At 72.7% G+C, this 18,368-nt stretch carries 16 protein-coding genes; 9 read left to right on the top strand and 7 right to left on the bottom strand.

Features of this window, described 5'->3' with window-relative positions:
- Window positions 1-29 precede the first annotated feature (29 nt).
- Window positions 30-1,661, top strand: coding sequence for a long-chain-fatty-acid--CoA ligase (locus tag ABZT47_RS24525; RefSeq protein WP_354846306.1), 1,632 nt, complete (start codon window positions 30-32; stop codon window positions 1,659-1,661).
- Window positions 1,662-1,714: 53 nt separating this feature from the next.
- Window positions 1,715-2,236, top strand: a complete 522-nt coding sequence (locus ABZT47_RS24520) for a RidA family protein (RefSeq protein ID WP_354846303.1) — start codon at window positions 1,715-1,717, stop codon at window positions 2,234-2,236.
- 283 nt (window positions 2,237-2,519) lie between these two features.
- Here ABZT47_RS24520 and ABZT47_RS24515 read toward each other — a convergent pair whose 3' ends face one another.
- From ABZT47_RS24515 to ABZT47_RS24505, 3 genes are all read right to left on the bottom strand, one after another.
- Window positions 2,520-3,689 (bottom strand): class I SAM-dependent methyltransferase, encoded by a 1,170-nt coding sequence (locus tag ABZT47_RS24515; RefSeq protein WP_354846301.1) that lies wholly within the window; start codon window positions 3,687-3,689, stop codon window positions 2,520-2,522.
- 97 nt (window positions 3,690-3,786) lie between these two features.
- Window positions 3,787-4,755 carry a formyltransferase family protein gene (locus tag ABZT47_RS24510; protein WP_354846298.1) on the bottom strand — a complete coding sequence of 323 codons (969 nt, stop codon included), beginning with the start codon at window positions 4,753-4,755 and terminating at the stop codon, window positions 3,787-3,789.
- Window positions 4,752-5,627, bottom strand: a complete 876-nt coding sequence (locus ABZT47_RS24505; RefSeq protein WP_354846289.1) for a ThiF family adenylyltransferase — start codon at window positions 5,625-5,627, stop codon at window positions 4,752-4,754. Before ABZT47_RS24505 ends, ABZT47_RS24510 begins: the two co-directional genes overlap by 4 nt.
- Window positions 5,628-5,976: 349 nt before the next feature.
- On the opposite strand from ABZT47_RS24505, the gene ABZT47_RS24500 reads away from it, so the two are divergent.
- Both ABZT47_RS24500 and ABZT47_RS24495 read left to right on the top strand, forming a co-directional pair.
- Window positions 5,977-7,188 carry a CapA family protein gene (locus ABZT47_RS24500; RefSeq protein ID WP_354846286.1) on the top strand — a complete coding sequence of 404 codons (1,212 nt, stop codon included), beginning with the start codon at window positions 5,977-5,979 and terminating at the stop codon, window positions 7,186-7,188.
- Between the two features lie 49 nt (window positions 7,189-7,237).
- Entirely contained in the window at window positions 7,238-8,002 is a 765-nt protein-coding gene (locus tag ABZT47_RS24495; protein ID WP_354846283.1) for a helix-turn-helix domain-containing protein, read from the top strand.
- A gap of 89 nt (window positions 8,003-8,091) precedes the next feature.
- Here ABZT47_RS24495 and ABZT47_RS24490 read toward each other — a convergent pair whose 3' ends face one another.
- Entirely contained in the window at window positions 8,092-9,390 is a 1,299-nt protein-coding gene (locus ABZT47_RS24490; protein WP_354846280.1) for a right-handed parallel beta-helix repeat-containing protein, read from the bottom strand.
- A 346-nt stretch (window positions 9,391-9,736) separates the two neighbouring features.
- Here ABZT47_RS24490 and ABZT47_RS24485 point away from each other — a divergent pair, with 346 nt between their 5' ends.
- The 3 genes from ABZT47_RS24485 (at window position 9,737) to ABZT47_RS24475 (ending at window position 12,970) form a co-directional block, all read left to right on the top strand.
- Window positions 9,737-10,405 (top strand): lytic polysaccharide monooxygenase, encoded by a 669-nt coding sequence (locus tag ABZT47_RS24485; protein ID WP_354846277.1) that lies wholly within the window; start codon window positions 9,737-9,739, stop codon window positions 10,403-10,405.
- A 421-nt stretch (window positions 10,406-10,826) separates the two neighbouring features.
- Window positions 10,827-12,593 (top strand): SpoIIE family protein phosphatase, encoded by a 1,767-nt coding sequence (locus ABZT47_RS24480; protein WP_354846274.1) that lies wholly within the window; start codon window positions 10,827-10,829, stop codon window positions 12,591-12,593.
- Window positions 12,593-12,970, top strand: coding sequence for an anti-sigma factor antagonist (locus ABZT47_RS24475; RefSeq protein ID WP_354846271.1), 378 nt, complete (start codon window positions 12,593-12,595; stop codon window positions 12,968-12,970). The genes ABZT47_RS24480 and ABZT47_RS24475 overlap by 1 nt, the downstream gene beginning before the upstream one ends.
- A gap of 137 nt (window positions 12,971-13,107) precedes the next feature.
- Here the strand turns inward: ABZT47_RS24475 and ABZT47_RS24470 are convergent, their stop codons facing one another.
- The 3 genes from ABZT47_RS24470 to ABZT47_RS24460 form a co-directional block, all read right to left on the bottom strand.
- Window positions 13,108-13,857 (bottom strand): lysophospholipid acyltransferase family protein, encoded by a 750-nt coding sequence (locus tag ABZT47_RS24470; protein WP_354846268.1) that lies wholly within the window; start codon window positions 13,855-13,857, stop codon window positions 13,108-13,110.
- Between the two features lie 102 nt (window positions 13,858-13,959).
- On the bottom strand, window positions 13,960-15,699 hold the full coding sequence (locus ABZT47_RS24465; protein WP_354846266.1) for a thiamine pyrophosphate-binding protein: 1,740 nt from the start codon (window positions 15,697-15,699) through the stop codon (window positions 13,960-13,962).
- A complete protein-coding gene (locus ABZT47_RS24460; protein WP_354846263.1) occupies window positions 15,696-16,469 on the bottom strand; it encodes a cyclase family protein in 774 nt (257 codons plus the stop codon). Before ABZT47_RS24460 ends, ABZT47_RS24465 begins: the two co-directional genes overlap by 4 nt.
- A 163-nt stretch (window positions 16,470-16,632) precedes the next feature.
- Here ABZT47_RS24460 and dhaK point away from each other — a divergent pair, with 163 nt between their 5' ends.
- A complete protein-coding gene (dhaK, locus tag ABZT47_RS24455; protein WP_354846260.1) occupies window positions 16,633-17,625 on the top strand; it encodes a dihydroxyacetone kinase subunit DhaK in 993 nt (330 codons plus the stop codon).
- Between the two features lie 3 nt (window positions 17,626-17,628).
- Window positions 17,629-18,366 carry a DAK2 domain-containing protein gene (locus ABZT47_RS24450; protein ID WP_354846257.1) on the top strand — a complete coding sequence of 246 codons (738 nt, stop codon included), beginning with the start codon at window positions 17,629-17,631 and terminating at the stop codon, window positions 18,364-18,366.
- Window positions 18,367-18,368: the final 2 nt, after the last annotated feature.

Here is an 18,368-nt window from a genome sequence, read left to right as displayed (position 1 = left end):
ACATCTCGACCCACAGGGAGAAAGATCGCATGCGAAGCGGGATGATGGAATCTCCGCTCACCATTCCCGGGATGGTCACCTCGCGCGCCGAGCGGCTGTTCGCGAGGCGGCCGGTGGTCACCCGGTCACGGGCCGGCGTCACCCGCCTCACCTGGGGTGACGTGGTGGCCCGTGCCCGCCGGCTGGCGGGGGCGCTCGCCGCGCTCGGGGTCGGCCCGGGCGACCGGGTGGCGACCTTCGCCGGTGGCACGCACCGGCACGTGGAGGCCTACCTCGCCGCCACCTCGATGGGGGCGGTGCTGCACACGGTCAACGTCCACCTGCCGGCCGAGCACGTCGCCTACATCGTCGACCACGCCGACGACACGCTCGTGCTGTGCGAGGCGGGCCTGCTGCCCGCCTGGGAGGAGGCGGAGTCCCGGCTCACGCGCCGCCGCCCGGTCGTCGTGCTGCCCGACGGGGACGGCGACGAGCCGCCCGCCGGCGGGCGGCTGGGCTACGAGCGGCTGCTGGCCGAGGCCGACCCGCTGAAGGCCTGGCCGGAGGTGGAGGAGGCCGCGGCGGCGCACGTCAGCTACACCACCGGCACCACCGGACGCCCGAAGGGCGTGGTCTTCAGCCATCGCAGCACGGTGCTGCAGAGTTTCTGCGCCGGGCTCGCCGACGCCGAGAGCCTGTCGTCCGGCGACACGCTGCTCGCCCTGGTGCCCCTCTCGCTGAGCCAGGTGGGGTTGCCGTTCAGCGCGGCCATGCACGGCTGCGGCCTGCTGCTGCCCGGAGGCGACCTGACCCCGGCCGGGGTGTGCGAGCTGATCGAGCGCGAGAGGCCGACGGTGTCGGTCGGGTTCGGCGCCGCCCTCACCGGCCTGCTGGACCACTGGCGCCGCCACCGGCCCGACCTGTCCTCGCTGCGGCGCATGGTGTGCGGCGGCTCCCCCGTGCCGCGCGCGGTCTCGCGCGCCTTCGAGGAGGAGGTCGGCGTCCCGATCGTGCAGGTGTTCGGCATGACCGAGACCAGCGGGCACGGCAGCTTCAGCCGGCCGCCCGCCGAGGCCGGGGAGCGGCCCTCGGAGGAGACCCGCGCCTACTACGCGGTCTCGCAGGGCAGGCCGCTGGCCATGGTCGACATGCGCATCGCCGACGACACGGGGGGCGAGGTGCCGTGGGACGGCGCGTCCATGGGTGAGCTGCAGGTGCGCGGGCCATGGGTGGTGCGCGAGTACTTCCGCGACGGGTCGCCGCCGGACAAGTTCCAGCAGGGCTGGCTGCGGACCGGCGACGCGGCCCGCATCGACGAGCTCGGCTACATCCGCATCGTCGACCGGATGAAGGACCTCATCCGGGCCAAGGGCGAGTGGATCTCGACGGTCGAGCTGGAGGAGCACCTCATGGCGCACCCGGCGGTCGCCGACGCCGCCGTGGTGGGGGTGCCCGACGCCGAGTCGGGTGAGCGCCCGCTCGCCTGTGTGGTCCTGCGTGAGAGCGACGGCGCGCGGCCCGCCCCCGAGGAGTTCGCCGCTCACCTCGCCGGCCGGGTCCCGCCGTCGTGGCTGCCGACCGTGCGCGTCGTCACCGAGCTGCCCAGGACCGGCGTCGGGAAGGTCGACAAGCGGGCTCTGCGGGAGCGTTTCGGCGCCGCGCGCCCCGCCCCCGAGGCCTGACCGCCGCGGGCGTCGCCCTTCGCCCGCCGACAAGAAGAGAGAGAACCGATCACATGAACGTCCGGAATATTTACGGCCCGGCCGTCAGCAGCCAGGAAGTTCGCGCCCGCCTGGCCGCCCAGGGCAGGTCGCTGCCCAAGCCCTGGCAGCTCCCCGACCAGATCAAGATCGCTCCGAGCCTCGTCCGGGTGCTCGGAAACCGGGTCCTGGTGTCCGGGCACGTCCCCATCGGCGAGGACGGCACGGTGGCCGGGCCGTCGGGCAAGGTCGGCTCCGAGGTCGACCTCGCCACCGCCCAGGAGTCGGCCAGGCTCACGCTGCTGGGCATCGTCGCCGACCTCGAACGGGAGCTCGGCGACCTCGACCGCGTCGGGGCGTGGTGCCGCCTGAACTGCATGGTCAACGCCTCCCCGGACTTCATCGACTTCCCCGCCGTGTTCAACCCGGCCTCGCAGCTCCTCCTCGACGCCTTCGGCGACGAGGTGGGCGGGCACTCTCGGGTGGCCGTCGGCGTCGCGGGCCTGCCGTGGAACATGCCCGTGGAGATCGAGGCGGAGCTGGAGCTCCGCGGCTGAGAGTGGCCGGCCACCGGCCGCGCCACCGGCGAGGGAGGAAAGAAGGCCGCGGTGGTCGCGTCCCCACGAGGACGGGACCGCCGCGGCCCCTCACGTCCGGCCCGCCTCACGCTCCTGCACGGCCCGGCTCGGATCCCAGCCGTCTCACGCCGGGTTCGGCGCGCGTCCGGCCGGGCTCAGGGCCGGTCGAGCCGAGCGTCGGTCGAGCTGAGCGTCGGCCGGGCTGAGCGTCGGCCGGGCTGAGCGTCGGCCGGGCTGAGCGTCGGCCCGGGCGCCGCCGCCGTCAGAAGGTGTTGTCCGGACGGGTGGCGATGAGGATGCGGTGCATGGGCGCGTCGATCAGGGCCACCCGCCTCAGCCCCGCCGACTCCAGCCACCGGTCGTAGCGGCTCAGGCGGTAGGCGTCGCCGCCGCCGGTCGCCAGCATCGAGGCCGCGAAGAGCCGGGCGAACCGGTCCTGCTCGGACTCGCCCCGGCCGGTGTCGTCCACGATGTGGTCGGCGATGCAGATCAGCCCGCGCTCCGACAGGGAGCCGGCGGCGGTGGCGGTGAGCTTCGCGGCGCTCTCCGGCGTCTGCAGGTGGAAGATGTTGGCGAAGAACACCAGGTCGAAGCCGGCGCCCCAGGCGTCGGCCCAGAAGTCGCCGACCATGCCGCTGAAGCGGTCGTCGACGCCCAGCCGCTGAGCCTGGGCGCGGGCCAGCTCGATGATGCGCGGCGCGTCCACGCCGGTCACGTGCCAGTTCTCCCGCCGGCGGAGCATGAGCTGGCCGTACAGGCCGCTGCCGCAGCCGACGTCGAGCACCCGCGCGGGGACGCTCGCGTCCCATCCGGAGGCGTCGAGCCAGTCGTGCAGCCGGGCGACGATCGGCGGAGCCCAGAAGTTGATGCCCAGGGCCAGCGACTCGTAGTCGGCCTCGGAGATCTGGTTGGCGCGGTCGTGGCCGGCGGCGTCGCGCGAGCCGTGCCGCACGGCCTCGGCCAGGCTCCGCCACGCCGGCCAGGCGACCGCCCGGTCGTAGTCCATCTTCCCGGTCAGGCTGTAGACCCCGCCGGGCAGGACGGACGGGAGCATCCGCTCGCCGAGCACGTAGCGGGTGATGCCGTCCGGCGGCACGACGGCGTCGACCATCGCGTAGGCGTGCAGGGCGTCCAGCATGATGCGCGTGGCGCGTTCGTCGGTCTTGAGCGTCTCGGCGACCTCGACCGCGGAGGCCGCGCCCTTCGCCAGCTCGGCGAACATGCCGAGGTCGTGGGCGGCCTCGATCACGCCGGGCGCCCACAGGCCGATGAGGTGCTCGTACAGCCGGTGCGCGGCCTGGATCCGCCGGTCCTCGTCGGTGTCGCCGTCCAGCCGGGTGTGGTCCACCAGTGGCTGGACGCCGACCTCCGAACCGGGTGTCGGCGCCCGGTCAGGGCGCGCGGCCATCGCTTCGGAAAACCCATAAGACATGAGTACTCATTTCTCGGGGATGGATGATCGGTTCCCGCGGCGGGCGTGCCGGCGCGCCTGGCACCGGCACGCGCGCCGGCCACCCGGTCGCGGGTGGTCAGGCGGAGGGGCGCGGCGCGAACCGCGTGCTGACGGAGGTGTGCGAGCGGGGCAGGTGGCCGAGTTGCTCCTCGCCCTCCACCTCGATCGACCACAGCCGCAGCCACCCGTCCTTCGCCGCGATGAACACATCGTCGTTCTCGTGGCGCACGGTCCCGGGGGTGACGGAGGCGGGGTAGCGCGTCCCCACCGCCTCCATGGACAGCACGACCATCACCTCGCCGTCCTCGGTGAGGACGTAGGCTCCCGGGCGGCGGTAACCGGCCCGGACGGTGCGCAGGATGGTCTCGGTGTCCTGGGTGAAGTCGAGCCAGTGGTCCTGGTCGCCGGGTTTGCTGAAGTAGGTGCGCTTCCCCGGGTCCTGCGGAGTGAGGGGCAGCCGTCCCGCGGCCAGGCGCGGGATCAGCTCGCGCAGCAGCGCCACGTTGGCCACCGTGTGCGACTCCCTGATCTCCAGGGCCGTCTCGGTGCCGCTGAGCATGATGGGTTTGGCGGCGATGACCGGTCCCCCGTCGATCTGGGTGGTCATGGCGATGGCCGTGACGCCGCTGCGGGTCTCCCCGGTGCGCGCCATCCAGAAGAACGGCGCCCAGCCGGCGTACTTGGGCAGCGGGCTCGGGTGGAAGTTGACCGAGGTGATGCGGGGCACGCCCAGCAGGTCCGCCTTCAGGATCTGCTGGTAGTTGCCCACGATGATGTAGTCGGGCTTCAGGGCCGCGATGGCGGCGACGCTGCCGGGGTCGTTGACGTTCGCCGGGCGCATCGGCGGGATGCCCCATCCGCGTCCCTGGGCGTCGAGGTCGACCTGGTCCTCCTCGCCCAGGAAGTACGGGCAGAGCCGGCCCCGCGGGCTGGTCACCACCCCCACGAGCTCGACCAGGGGATGCTCGGCCAGGATGGACAGGAACGGCGCCCCGAGCTTCGAGTTGACCTCCGACATCAGGACGACGCGGACGGGGAGGCTCACCTCTCCCACCACTTGCCCGGCACCATGCGGGCCGTCCAGTTCTTGGAGTCGAAGATCGCGTAGCCGGGCTGCACGGGCAGCGGGGCCACCCCCGGCAGCTCCATGATCTCCATGGCCAGCCGCTCGACGAGGATGCCCTCGGCCATGGGCGGGCAGGCGCCGAAGATGGGCATGCGGCGCATGTCGAGGAACCAGCGGTCGATCTCGGCCCGGTCGGGGTAGTCCGGCATCACCGCGATGGCGCGCTCGACGAGCTTGCGCACCACGTCGTCGGTGAACTCGGCGTCCTCGGGGATGTCGTAGACCTCCTCGATGGTCATCGAGTCGTGCGTGTACTTGTAGACGATCACCGTGTGGCCGACGGTGGGGATCTTGAGCATGAACTTGCAGCGGTCGGAGGCCCGGAACGCCCTGTGCAGCGCGTAGCGGTTCTTGACCTGGTAGAACTCCATCTGGTCCATGACGTAGTCGCAGCCGTCCATGAACTCTTCCGCGCTGCCGGGGGTGATCCCCTCGGGGTAGACGTCGATGTTGACGTCCCGCGTGAGGTCGAAGGCCATCTCGGCCACCACCTCGGCCTTGTTGCGGCCGACGGTCGCCAGGTCGGCCCCCATCTGCCGCTGGATGTTCGTCACGTCGAACTCGTCGGGATCGGCCAGCTTCAGGTTGCGGGCGCCCATGCGGACCAGCCGGAGCGCGACCGCCCCGCCGATGCCGCCGGTCCCGACGATGCCGATCACCGAGTCGCGCAGCTTCTCCTGACGCTTGCGCTGCTCTTCCGGGGTGTCACCGAGCCATCCCAGATTACGATCCACCCGCTCCCAATAGAGAGCCTCGTCGTACTCGCCGCGGTATGTTTTCCGATCGGCCATGACGTCCCCTCACGAGTGAGAATCCGGTTCTCGAAACCGCGCCCGATATGCCCGGATCGCGGTATATCGAAGGACGCCGCGAAGCTTAGCAAGCCGACCGTTAGGTATCGGCCTAACTATTGATGGCACAGTCCGGACAAGGCGGGCGTCAAATACGGTTCAGCCGTACCGAAAGCAGCAAATGATGAACGCCGAAAACAACGGGGACGTCCAATGTGCCGGCCGCGTGCGAGAACGTTTCGGCCGTGACCGAATCAACCGCTCGTTATTGTGCATCGTGGATCCGCGGCGGCGCCGGCCACGCCGCCACATCGGCACGTCATCCATAATCGATTGTCAGGAGCCGACGATGACCACAGAGGCCTCGATTTTCGCCGTCGGGGACGTTTTCATCGACCGCGACGACCCGTCGACCGCGTTCCACTCCGCCAAAGAGTTCCTGCGCGGCGGCGACGTGCTATTCGGCAACTGCGAGGGCGCGTTCAGCGACATCTGGGAGCGTGCGCCGAGTTCGGGCTCGCCGGTCGTGGCGCCGGCCGTCAACGCCCGCCCGCTGGCCGAGGCGGGGTTCGACGTGGTGTCGCTGGCGAACAACCACAGTGTGGACGGCGGGTACGGCGCGCTGCTGAACACCTGCGCAACTCTTGCGGAACTCGGCGTCTCGCCGGTCGGAGCGGGAGCCGACATCGCGGCGGCCCGCCGGCCGGTCGTGGTCAACCGCGGCGGCCTGCGCGTCGCCTTCGTCGCCTACGCCTCGGTCTTCCCCTACGGCTACGAGGCCAAGGCGGCGGTGCCCGGGCTCGCGCCGCTGCGCGCGCACACCAGGTACACGCCGTGGGAGCCGAACGAGTGGCAGCCCGGCCTGGTCCCCCGCGTCACCACCGAGACCCTGGCGCAGGACCTCACGGCGCTGCGCGAGGACCTCCGGGCGGCGCGGGAGCGCGCGGACGTCGTGGTGGCCAGCTTCCACTGGGGCGACTTCACCCGCCCGTACGTGCTCACCGACCACGAACGGCGCTGCGCCCGCGTCGCGGTGGACGCCGGCGCCGACATCGTGCTCGGCCACCATCACCACATGCTGCGCGGCGTCGAGTTCTACCGCGGCAAGCCCATCTTCTACGGCCTGGGACACTACCTGTTCGACCTGCCCCGGCTGCGGGAGCGGCTGGCCAAGGACGGATACCTGAGCGCCACCGGCCCCGAGGACGAGCTCGCGCTGAGCCGCCGGTTCGGGGAGTACCGCATCCAGCCCAAGGAGGGCTACCCGCTGCTCCCCTTCCACGAGGACTCCCGGCTCACCGGCGTCGCGGTGGTCAGGGTCTCGGCGAACGACGGTCCCGTGGCGGTCGGCTTCCGCCCGGCCGTCATCGGCCCGGACAACGAGCCGGTGCACGCCTCCCCGGGCAGTGAGCAGTGGAAGAGCGTCGTGACCTACCTCGAACGATGCTGCGCCGAGGAGCGGCTCGCGACGCGGTTCGTCCCGCGCCAGGCCGGCTCTGGGCTGCCCGAGGACTGCGTGCAGATCCTGCCGGAGGACCGCGGCGAGGGCGGAGGCGCATAATCGAGTGACGGCCAGGGGTCGTGCGCTTCGCAGCGGGGAACGAGGAGACATGACCAGGACGGTTGAGAACAGGATCGACGCCGGTCCCGACATCGCCGCGGTGGCCGGGCTGCTGGGAGACCGCACCCGGGCCACCATGGTCAAGGCGCTGGTGGCCGACCGCGCCATGCCGGCCAGCGAGCTGGCCGCCCTGTCGGGGGTGTCGCGCCCGACCGCGAGCGAGCACCTGGCCCGGCTGGTCGAGCACGGCATCGTCAGCGTCGAGCGCTGCGGCCGCCACGCCTACTACCGGCTGGCCGGCCCTGAGGTCGCGACCGCCCTGGAGGCGCTGGCGGTGCTGGCGCCGATCCACCCGCCGAGGTCGCTGCGCTCCTCCTTCCACCTGGACAACCTGCGGCGCGCACGCACCTGCTACGACCACGTCGCGGGCCGGCTCGGCGTGGCCATCGCCGACGTGCTGCAGAGCCGGGGGCTGGTCAGGCGCACCGGGGACGGGCTGGAGCTCGACGTCCCCGTCTGGCAGGACCTGCGCCCGCTGGACATCGACTGCCGGCCGTCGCTGAAGGGCCGCCGGCCGGCGATCAGGGCGTGCGTCGACTGGAGCGAGCGGCGCCACCATGTGGCGGGCGCCCTCGCCGGAGCCATCACCCACCGGCTGTTCGAGCTGGGCTGGATCGTCCGGCCCCGCGACGGCGAGCGCGTGGTGAAGGTCACCGACGAGGGCTTCGACGGGCTGGCGCGGTCCTTGGGCCTGCCGGCGTCGGTGCTGAGGACCGACTCCGCGGACGATGAGCGCGGCGCCGCCTCGAGCTGACGAGCACGCCCCGGCCTGCCCGCCGCGAGGGCCGGCGCCGCTCCTGACCCTCCCGGCGCGGGCCGGGAGGGCCGGTGTCGATGGGCCGGTCAGTACCCGTGCGACAGCCGTACGCCGGGGCCGGTGACGCGCGGGTCGTCGATGTTGTCGACCAGGTTGCCGCTGGTGACGACGGACATGCCGTCGCCCTGGCCCTTCTTGAACAGCATGCCGGTCTCGCGCTTGACGCCCTGGCCGAGGATGGTGTTGCCGGTCACCGCGGCGTGCCCGGTGCCGTAGTTGACCTCGTCGAGCGCGAGGTAGACGTACTTGGCGTCCCGGGGCGGCGCGCCGGTGAGCCGGCGGGCGCGCGGGAAGGGCCCGATGCCGAGCTTGCGGGCCTTGCCGTAGGTGGCCAGCACGTCCGGCGGCGGCAGGAAGCGGTGGACGCGATTGCCGGTGACGGTCGTCGCGGCCTCGCCCTGCAGGTCGCAGCGGATGCCGTAGTAGGTCTGGCCGGCCGTCCCCTCGGCGCCGAAGTCCTCGATGTAGTTGTTCTGGATCGAGGTGCCGAAGCAGCGGTGGGCGTCGATCGCGTGCTTGGGGGTGGCGTACAGGTGCAGGTCGCTGAAGGTCCACCCGGCCGCGTTGTCGGACTCGATGGCGCTCGCGCCGCTGAAGCCGATCCAGGAGCGCTGGAAGGTCCAGTCGGTGACGGAGTTGCCGGGGTCCACCACCCGCAGGCCCGCGCCGCCCGACCCTTCGATGTCGGCGTCGCTGATGATGCTGTTCACCATCGTGTTCTGCAGCAGGGTCCCGTTCTTGGAGGGGTTGCTGATGCGGATGCCGTCGGAGGGCGCGCCGTAGACGTCCACGTCGTAGATCCTGGCGTTCCACGACCGCAGCATGAGACCGACGGTCCCGGTGTTGTTGTCCCGGTTCCCGTCGAGGGTGAGCCGCTCGACGCGCACGGTGTCGGAGCTGTACTCGGCGTCGTTCACCCAGGACTCCGAGGCGAGCATGGCGGGCAGGTTCGCGCCGTCGGCCTGCTTGATGACCGTGCCGGCCTTGCCGTCGCCGCGGTAGGTGCGGCGGTCCAGGAGGGTGATGGTCGCGTTGATCAGGCACGGGCCCTTGAAGACGACCTCGTCGCCGTCGTGGGAGCCGTCGATCGCGGCCTGCATGACCGCGGCGTCCTGGCCGGCCGCGGCGCAGGTCACCTCCACGCGGGCGGCGGAGGCGGGAGCGGTCGGCAGGAAGGCCGCGACACCGGTCGCGGCCAGGGCGAGGGCGGCGGCGCCCGCCAGAGTGCGGGCGCGCGGCCGGGCGCCGGGCAGGAGTCGTAAGCCGGTCAGCGACCGGAGTCGTAAGCGGACCGCCGGGCGGTGTGGCGCGTTGGTGGAAGACACTTCCGTCCCCTTCGGAGTTCCGGTGGAGGTTCATGGAGGCACGCGGCGCGACAATTTCCCCGTATCCCCGCATGCCGGGATCATCATGACAGCTTCCGAAAACAAACGACGATCTTCACCGGCCCGGCGGCGGTGGCGCCCCGGCCCGCGTCGGCGGCGGGAAGCAGGCCCCATGAGCTGCGGAAAGTCCGCCGCATCGCATGAATGCGATATGTCGCGGCTACTGAAACTTTCAACTCTCTGGCGTAATATTTCATTACTCGGACCTGTCAGGTAATATCCCCTTAACATATGGGAGCGCTCCCACCCACCGGAACCCCCCCACCGGAAGACGGAGAACGCAACGATGCAACGTCCTGACCTGGCGCGGCACCCTCGCTGGACGATCCGCGCCCTCGCCCTGCTGACCGTGGCCGTCCTTGCCCTGGTCCCCTGGTTCGACACCGCCTCCGCACACGGGTCGGTCATCGACCCCGCCTCCCGCAACTACGGCTGCTGGCAACGCTGGGGCAACGACTTCCAGAACCCCGCCATGGCGCAGCAGGACCCCATGTGCTGGCAGGCCTGGCAGGCCAACCCCAACGCCATGTGGAACTGGAACGGGCTCTACCGCAACGGCGCCGCCGGCAACTTCCAGGCCGTGGTGCCGAACGGGCAGCTCTGCAGCGGCGGCCACACCGAAGGCGGCCGGTACAACGCGCTGGACACCGTGGGCGCGTGGAAGACCACCAACATCTCCAACACCTTCACCATCAAGCTGTACGACCAGGCGAGCCACGGCGCCGACTACTTCAAGGTCTACATCACCAAGCAGGGCTTCGACCCGAGCACGCAGCAGCTCGGATGGAACAACCTGGACCTGGTGACCACCACCGGCAGGTACGGCCAGAGCCAGAATTACTCGATCAACGTCAGCACCTCCGGGCACCGCGGGCGCGCGGTCGTCTACACCATCTGGCAGGCCTCGCACATGGACCAGGCGTACTTCATCTGCAGTGACGTGAACTTCGTCTGACCCGCCGCACCGGATCCGGCAGGCCCCGACGCCCGACCGCCGGACCACCTCTCCGCCCCGACCGCTCCGCCGGACGCCGCCGCGTCCGGCGGAGCTCGCGTCCGGGGGGGCGCCCGCCACCGCGTTCCGCGCGTTAGGCTGGTCACGCACCCCCGTGCCCTGGCGCGACACCCTGCCCCCGTGAAGGCGGCCAGCGACCCTTCACCCGAGACGCATCGTGAGCGCCACAGGCTCCGGCCGACGCCCGCGAAGCCGCGTTCCACCCGGATGAAGTGCCGGCGGGTGTCTCGAGTCGCGGGCTTCGGAGAGTGGGCAGGGCGTTGGTAAAGTCACTGGGTAGTCGTTCCGCGTCCTGGAGCGCCGTCCTGGCGAGGCGGGCTCCACGGCCGCCGGGCGGCGCGCGCCCTGGGGAAGGTGGCTGATGGGGACGGACGGCGGCGAGCGCGGGCGGCGATCCGCCCCCGTGACCACCTCGTCGGACGGCGCGGGACCGCCGCACACCGGCTCCGACGGCGCCGGACCGCGGCACACCGGCCCGATCACCGGCCTGGACGGCGTGCGACCGCGCACCGGCCCGAACGGCGCCGGACCGCGCACCGGCTCGGACGGCGCCGGACCGCACACCGGCTCGGACGGCGCCGGACCGCACACCGGCTCGGACGGCGTGGGATCGCGTACCGGCTCGGACGCCTTGATCCAGGCCGTGCTGGACGGCGTCCCCTCCCAGACCGCCTGGTACACCCCGATCCGCGACCAGGCGGGGGCGATCGTCGACTTCGAGATCCGCGCGGCCGCCCCGCAGGCCAAGGACGTGTACGGGCGCGTCGGCAAGGAGCTCGTCGGCCTGCGCACGGTCGCCTCCTATCCGGCCGTCGCCGGCAGCCCGCTGTGGGAGGGCTACCTGCGGGCGATGGAGACCGGCGGCCCGGAGGAGATCGCCCGGTACGTGCACGTGGACACCGTCGAGGGCGTGCCGCACCGGTCCAGCTTCACGGTGAAGGCGACGCGCGTCGCCGGAGGGTTGCTCGCCTCGTGGGCGCGCGACGACGACGAGCAGCGGCTGTTCGCCCGTCTCGCCCACACCGAGCGGCTCGGGCACCTGGGCTGGGGCTATTGGAACCTGGACACCGGCGACATCGAGTGGTCGCACCAGATGTACGCCATCCACGGCCGCGACCCGGACGACGGGCCGCTCGACCTGCGCGGCTACGCGGCCATCACACACTCCGAGGACCAGCCGGTGCTCCACCACGCGCTGGCCACCATCACCAACGCCGCGGGCCCCCACGAGTTCGAGATCCGCGTGTACGTCGGCGACGCGCTGCGCCATCTGCGCATCGTGGGCGAGGCCGGCCGGGACGGCTCGGGTCAGGCCGTCGAGGTCCACGGCGTGGCTCAGGACGTCACCGAATGGCGGTACGCGCACGACCAGCTGGCCCAGACCCGGCGGCGACTGGAGGAGGAGCTGCGGCTCACCGCGGAGCTACAGCACATCATCATGCCGGTGCAGGAGAGCCTGATCCACCTGCCGGGATTGCGGGTCGGCGTACGCTACGACGCCGCCCAGACGGCTCTGCTCGGCGGCGACTGGTACCAGGCGATGCCGCTGAGTGACCACCAGGCACTGCTGGCCGTCGGCGACGTCGCCGGGAGCGGGCTGCCAGCCGCGTCGGCGATGGCGAAGCTGCGGCACGCGATCACCGGGCTGGCATTCGCCGACCACGACCCCGACCGCATCCTCGGGGCGCTGAACCGCCTGCTGCGCGCGGTGCGCCCTGACGTGCTGGCCACCGCCGTGGTCGGCCGGTTCGACCGGCGCGACCGCACGCTGACCTTCACCCACGCCGGCCACCCGCCGATGCTGCTGGTGCGCGGGAGCGCCGTGCACCGGGTGCTGCATCCCGGAGTGCTCCTCGGGGTCTTCGACGACGCCAGTTATACTCACGCCGGCATACGACTGGAACCCGACGACCTTCTGGTGATGTACACCGACGGTCTGATCGAGAGGCCCGGTCGTGACCTCTATGAGGGGTTGGACATCTTGGCGGCCACCATCGCCGAGGTGATGCGCTCCGGGCCCCCGGACCGCCTGTCCGCCGTCATGGAGGCTCTGGTGCCGAGCAACACCAGCGACGACACCTGCATCCTCGTCGCGCACGTGACGCCGAACGTCCAGGAGAGCACCTGATGTCCGATCTGTACGTCTCCACCGATGCCGCCCAGTTCGCGGCCGAACGCCGCGGCGCCGTCGGACTGGTGACGCTCAAGGGCACCCTGGACTACACCGTCCGGCTGACCTTCGAGGACTTCCTCGACCAGGCGTTCACCCGGTGCGGGCCCGACCTGGTCATCGACCTGCTCGACCTGGACCTGCTCGACTCGCGGTCCACCGGCCTGCTCGTCAACTGCTGGAAGCGGTCGGTGGAGGCGGGCGGGTGGCTGGGGCTGGCCGCGGTGCAGCGCAGCGCGGCGCGCGTGCTGTGGATCACCGGCCTGGCCGCCCGCATCCCCGTCTACCCGACCGTCGAGGAGGCCCTGGCCGCCGCTCCCGCCACCGGCGGCTGACGCCGTCGCGCGGAGTTTCGCGGCCTGCACGTCACGCCCTCGTCGTACGGGAGCCCCGTGGCCGGCGTCCGCGACAGGACTCTCTGCGTCCGCGGTCAGCGCCGGCGACAGGACGCGCTCGTCGGCGGCGGCCGCGGTCAGCGCCGGCGACGGGACTCGCGCTCGGCGGCGTCCAGGGCGGCGGCCTGCTCGGGGGTCGGGGCCGCGCCGCCGAGGTGGGCGGGCTGCCACCACGCGCCGGCGGCGTCCGCGGCGCCGGGGTAGGCCCGCTGGACGCCGTCGAGCCGCCGCTCCATCGTGGCCCGCAGGGCGGCCGTCAGCTCCTCGGTGTCCTGCCCGGGCTTGGGGTACAGCGGCTCGCCGACGTCGATGGTGACCGGGATGTGCCGCTGGGTGAGGCGCTTCGGCCGGCCCTTGGTCCACATGCGCTGCGTGCCCCACAGAGTGACCGGGATCAGCGGCACCTCGGCCTCGGCCGCCATCCGCACGGCGCCGTTCTTGATCTGCTTGACGGTGAAGGAGCGGCTGATGGTGGCCTCGGCGAAGACGCCGACGACCTCCCCCGCCCGCAGGCGCGCGACGGCCTGGCCGTAGGCCCCCGCGCCCGCCGAGCGGTCGACCGGGATGTGGCGCATCGCGCGCATCAGCGGACCGGAGACGGGATGGGCGAAGACCTCCTTCTTGGCCATGAACCGGGTGAGCCGCCCGGCGGGCAGGGCGCCGTAGCCGACGAAGAGGAAGTCGAGGTAGCTGATGTGGTTGCTCACCAGGACCGCTCCCCCGCTCGCCGGGACGTGCTCGGCCCCTCTCACGTCGATGCGCACGTCGAGCGCCTTGAACAGCCCGCGCGCGGTCGTGATCACCAGGGGGTACACGATCTCAGCCATGCCTGCACCGTAACCTACGGACGGGTAACCTGCGGTGCGGGCGGGACGGCGGCGCCCGGCCGGCGCCCGGCCGGCGCGGTGGGCGAGCCGTCCGGGACCGGGTCAGTGGCCGCGGAAGGCCTCCTCCAGCCACCACGAGCCACGGTCGGCGGTGATCTTGGCGTGGACGAGCAGCGGGCGGTCGCGCGGGCCGTCCAGCCAGCGCGACACCCCGGCCAGGCCTGCGGGCTCCCGCACGGTCACCGTGTCCCAGCCGTACCCGCGGGCGACGGCGGCGATGTCGCACGGCGGGAACCGCACCCGGTCCAAGGCGTGCCCCTGCGGGCCGAAGTGGTGGACCTCGGCGCCGTAGGCCTCGTCGTCGTACACCACGACCACCATGGGCAGGCCCAGCCGGACGACGGTCTCCAGCTCGGCGACGCCCATCAGCGCGCCGCCGTCGCCGAGCGCCGCGACGGGAAGCAGGTCGGGACGGGCCAGCGCGGCGCCCACCGCCGTCGCGAGGCCCAGCCCGACCGACTGGAACGCCTGGGTGAAGCAGAAGGCGTTCTCGTCGGGCACCGACAGGTACATCGACGGGTAGCCCATGAAGTTGCCGGAGTCGACGGAGACGAGCCGCCCGGCGGGCAGCAGGTCGTCCAGGGCGATCGACAGCGTACGCGGGTCGATGCGGCCGCCGCCCGAGCCGTCGGTGTACGGGACGTCCCGCCAGGCGACCTCGCGGGCGATCCGCTCGGCCAGGGCAGGGGTGCGCCACCCCTCGTCGCCGCCCCGCGAATCCACGGCGCCGCCGCCGGACCCCGAACCCGGCGTCTCTCCGCGTGCACGCGAGCCCGGGCTCTCGCCGCGGGGGCGGGGCCCGAGGGCCTCGGCGACCGCGCGGGCGGTGGCGGCCACGTCGCCGGCGACGCCGAGGGCGACCGGGCGGTGCGCGCCGAGGGCGTCGTGGTCGAGGTCGACCTGGACGACGGTCGCGGAGGGCCCGATGAGCGCGCCGTGCCGCGTGGTCCACATGTTCAGCCCGCACCCCCAGCCGACGACCACGTCGGAGTCGCGGATCAGCTCGGCGGCGAGCGGCGAGGCGAACCCGCCGCTGACGTCCAGGCTCCACGGGTTGCCGACGAACAGGCCGCGGGCCACGGCCGAGGTGGCGAGCAGCGCGCCGGTGCGTTCGGCCAGCCGTTCCAACTCGCGCCGAGCCCGCCTCGCCCCGCGTCCGGCGACGAAGACGGGACGGCGGGCCCCGGCGAGCACCTTGGCCAGCTCGGCGGCCGCCTCGGGCGAAGGCCGCGCGCCGTGCTCGCCCGCGCCGTGACGCGGAACCGTGACGCCGTTCCCGGCGGGAGTCTCCACGTCGTCCACCCGCGCGTTCTGCAGGCCGAGCGGAAGGTTCAGCAGGACGGTCGCGCGCCGGTCGGCGGCCAGGCGGAAGGCCCGCGCGGTGTCGGCGACGGCGGTGGCGGCCGACTCCACCCGCGCGGGCACGGCTCCGACGGCGGCGGCCAGGGCGCTCTGGTCGATGTGGAAGTTGGAGCGGGGTTCGAGCGCCTCGGCGGCCAGGACGAGCAGCGGGGTTCGGCTCTTGGCCGCCTCGGTGATGCCGGTCATCGCGTTGGTCAGCCCTGGCCCCTGGTGCACGCTGAGGACGCCGACGGTGCCGCTCATGCGGGCGTAGGCGTCGGCCATGGTGGCCGCGCCGCCCTCGTGGCGGGCGGCGACGAACCGCACGCCGTGCTCGGCCAGCGCGTTGACCAGGTGGAAGTTGCCGCTGCCGACCAGCCCGAAGGCGGTGCGGACGCCGAGCTCCGCGAGGGCGCGGCCGACGGCGCGAGCGACGGTCATCGCTCGACGAGCGCCAGGACGCGCACGGGGCTGCCCGAGCCGCCGACGATGGGCAGCGGCGGGGCCAGGACGACCGATCCGGTGACCGGGAGCCGGTCGAGGTTGCGGAGCTGGGTCAGCCCGTACTTCCCCGCGCCGAGCATGAACGAGTGGCAGGGGAAGGCCGGGTCGAAGGAGTGCCCGGCCCCGGCGTCGGTGCCGACGGTCTCCACGCCGATGCCGCGGATCGGGGTCTCCTCGGCCAGCCATCGCGCGCACTGCGCCGAGATGCCCGGGGTGTGCGAGCCGGTCTCATCGGCGTTGAGGAACTCCGCCTGGTCGCCCGCGCGGGCGTCCCAGCCGGTGCGGTAGAGCAGCCAGCCGCCGTCGGGCAGCGCCCCGTTGGCCTTCTCCCACTCTTTGACGTGCTCGATCTGGAGCAGGAAGTCGTGGTCGGCCGCGGCGTGGGCCGCGAAGTCCAGGACGACGGCGGGGCCGATCAGGCTCGGCGGCGGCACCTGCGCGACGTCCTCGCCCTCGCGGCCGGTGACCCAGTGGATCGGGGCGTCGAAGTGCGTGCCGACGTGCTCGCCGGTCACGATGTCGTTCCAATACCAGGCGGGGCCGCGGTCGTCGTACCGGCTGATCTCGGTGAGCCGGAAGGGGGCGGTGTTGGCGAACGGCTCGGGCAGCATGAGGATCGGGGTGTCGGAGCTCAGTGGGGCGGTGAGGTCGACCACCTCGATGGCCCCGGTCCGGATCCCCTCGACGAGACTGCTCAACACCGACATCCTTGCCTCCCGCTCGTGACCGTAGGAACCGATACTCCTCCCTCCGGCCGCCCCGCGTCATCACCCGCGGCGCGGTCCGCGCCGGATCGCCCGGCGCTTGCCGGATGCCGCGAACGGGGAGAGATTTGCCGAAAGACCACCAACGCGAGTCGAAGGCCGGGTCATGAAGAAGCTCATCAACAGCACCGACTCCGTCGTCACCGACGCGCTCGCCGGGATGGCCGCGGCCCACCCCGACCTGCGGGTCGACCTGGCGCACAAGGTCGTGTACCGCCGGGCGGCGCCCACGCCCGGCAAGGTGGGGCTGGTCTCGGGCGGCGGCTCGGGCCACGAGCCGCTGCACGCGGGCTTCGTCGGCCACGGCATGCTGGACGCCGCGTGCCCGGGAGAGATCTTCACCTCCCCCGTCCCCGACCAGATCATCGAGGCCTCGCACGGCGTGGACGGCGGCGCGGGGGTGCTGCACATCGTCAAGAACTACACCGGCGACGTGATGAACTTCCAGATGGCCGCCGAGGTGTGCGCAGAGGAGGGCGTCGAGGTCGGCACCGTCCTGGTCAACGACGACGTCGCCGTCAAGGACTCCCTCTACACCGCCGGGCGCCGCGGCACGGGCGCCACCGTCTTCGTCGAGAAGATGACCGGGGCGCTCGCCGAGACCGGGGCCCCGCTGGGCGAGGTGGCGAAGCTCGGCGGGCGGGTGAACGCGCGCAGCCGGTCGTTCGGCGTCGCGCTGTCGTCCTGCACCGTCCCGGCGGCGGGCGGGCCGACCTTCGACCTGGGGGACGCCGAGGTGGAGCTGGGCATCGGCATCCACGGCGAACCGGGCAGGACGCGCGCGCCCGCGGCCCCGGCGCGCGAACTCACCCGCGTCGCCATGGACGCCGTCCACGACGACCTGCCGTTGTCCGGAGAGGTCCTGGTGATGGTCAACGGCATGGGCGGCACCCCGCTCGTGGAGCTGTACGTCGTGTTCGCCGAGGTCGCCGCCTACCTGCGCGAGAAGGGGGCCGTTCCGGCGCGCAGCCTGGTCGGCAACTACGTCACCAGCCTGGACATGCAGGGCTTCTCGGTCACCGTGTGCCTGCTGACCGACCAACTGACCCAGTTGTGGGACGCTCCGGTGCAGACCCCGTCCCTGCGCTGGGGCCGCTGACCCATGGACGCCCGGTTCTTCACCGCCTGGGTCGAGGAGACGGCTCGTGCCGTCGCCGCCGACCGTGACCGCCTGACGCGGCTCGACGCCGCGATCGGTGACGCCGACCACGGGACCAACCTGGACCGCGGCTTCACCGCCGTCCGCGAGGCGCTGTCCGCCGCGTTCCCCGGCACTCCCGGAGCCGTTCTCACGCTGACCGGCACGACCCTCATCCGCAAGGTCGGCGGCGCCTCCGGCCCGCTGTACGGCACCGTCTTCCGGCAGATGGGCGCCGTCCTCACCGCCGCGCAGCGCGAAGGGCCGGGCGAGCCGGCGGGTCACGGCCCGGCGGGGCGGTCGTTACCGCCGTCGGCCGGGGACGCTCCCGGGCCCGAGGGGCCCGAGGAGCTCGAAGAGGAGGTCACGGTGACGCTCGCCGATCTCGCCGCCGCGTTCGAGGCGGGGCTGGCCGGGGTGCGCAAGCTCGGCGGGGCGCAGGAGGGCGACAAGACCATGGTCGACGCCCTGGCGCCCGCCACCCGTGCCCTCTCCGGCGCCGTGAGCGCCGGCCGCGGAGCGCGGGAGGTGTTCGACGCCGCGCTCGCCGCGGCCCGGGAGGGGGCCGTGGCGACCGTCCCCCTGATGGCGCGCAAGGGGCGGGCCAGCTACCTGGGTGAGCGGAGCATCGGCCACGAGGACCCGGGCGCCGCCTCCACGGTCCTGCTGTTCGTCGCCCTGCGCGCGGCGGCGGGCGGCTGACC

The sequence above is a fragment of the Sphaerisporangium sp. NPDC005289 genome (assembly GCF_040607455.1).
In the GTDB taxonomy this organism is placed as follows: Bacteria; Actinomycetota; Actinomycetes; order Streptosporangiales; family Streptosporangiaceae; genus Sphaerisporangium; species Sphaerisporangium rhizosphaerae.
Note: the sequence above shows the minus strand (reverse complement) of the source record. Positions and strands in the feature narration are given on the sequence as shown.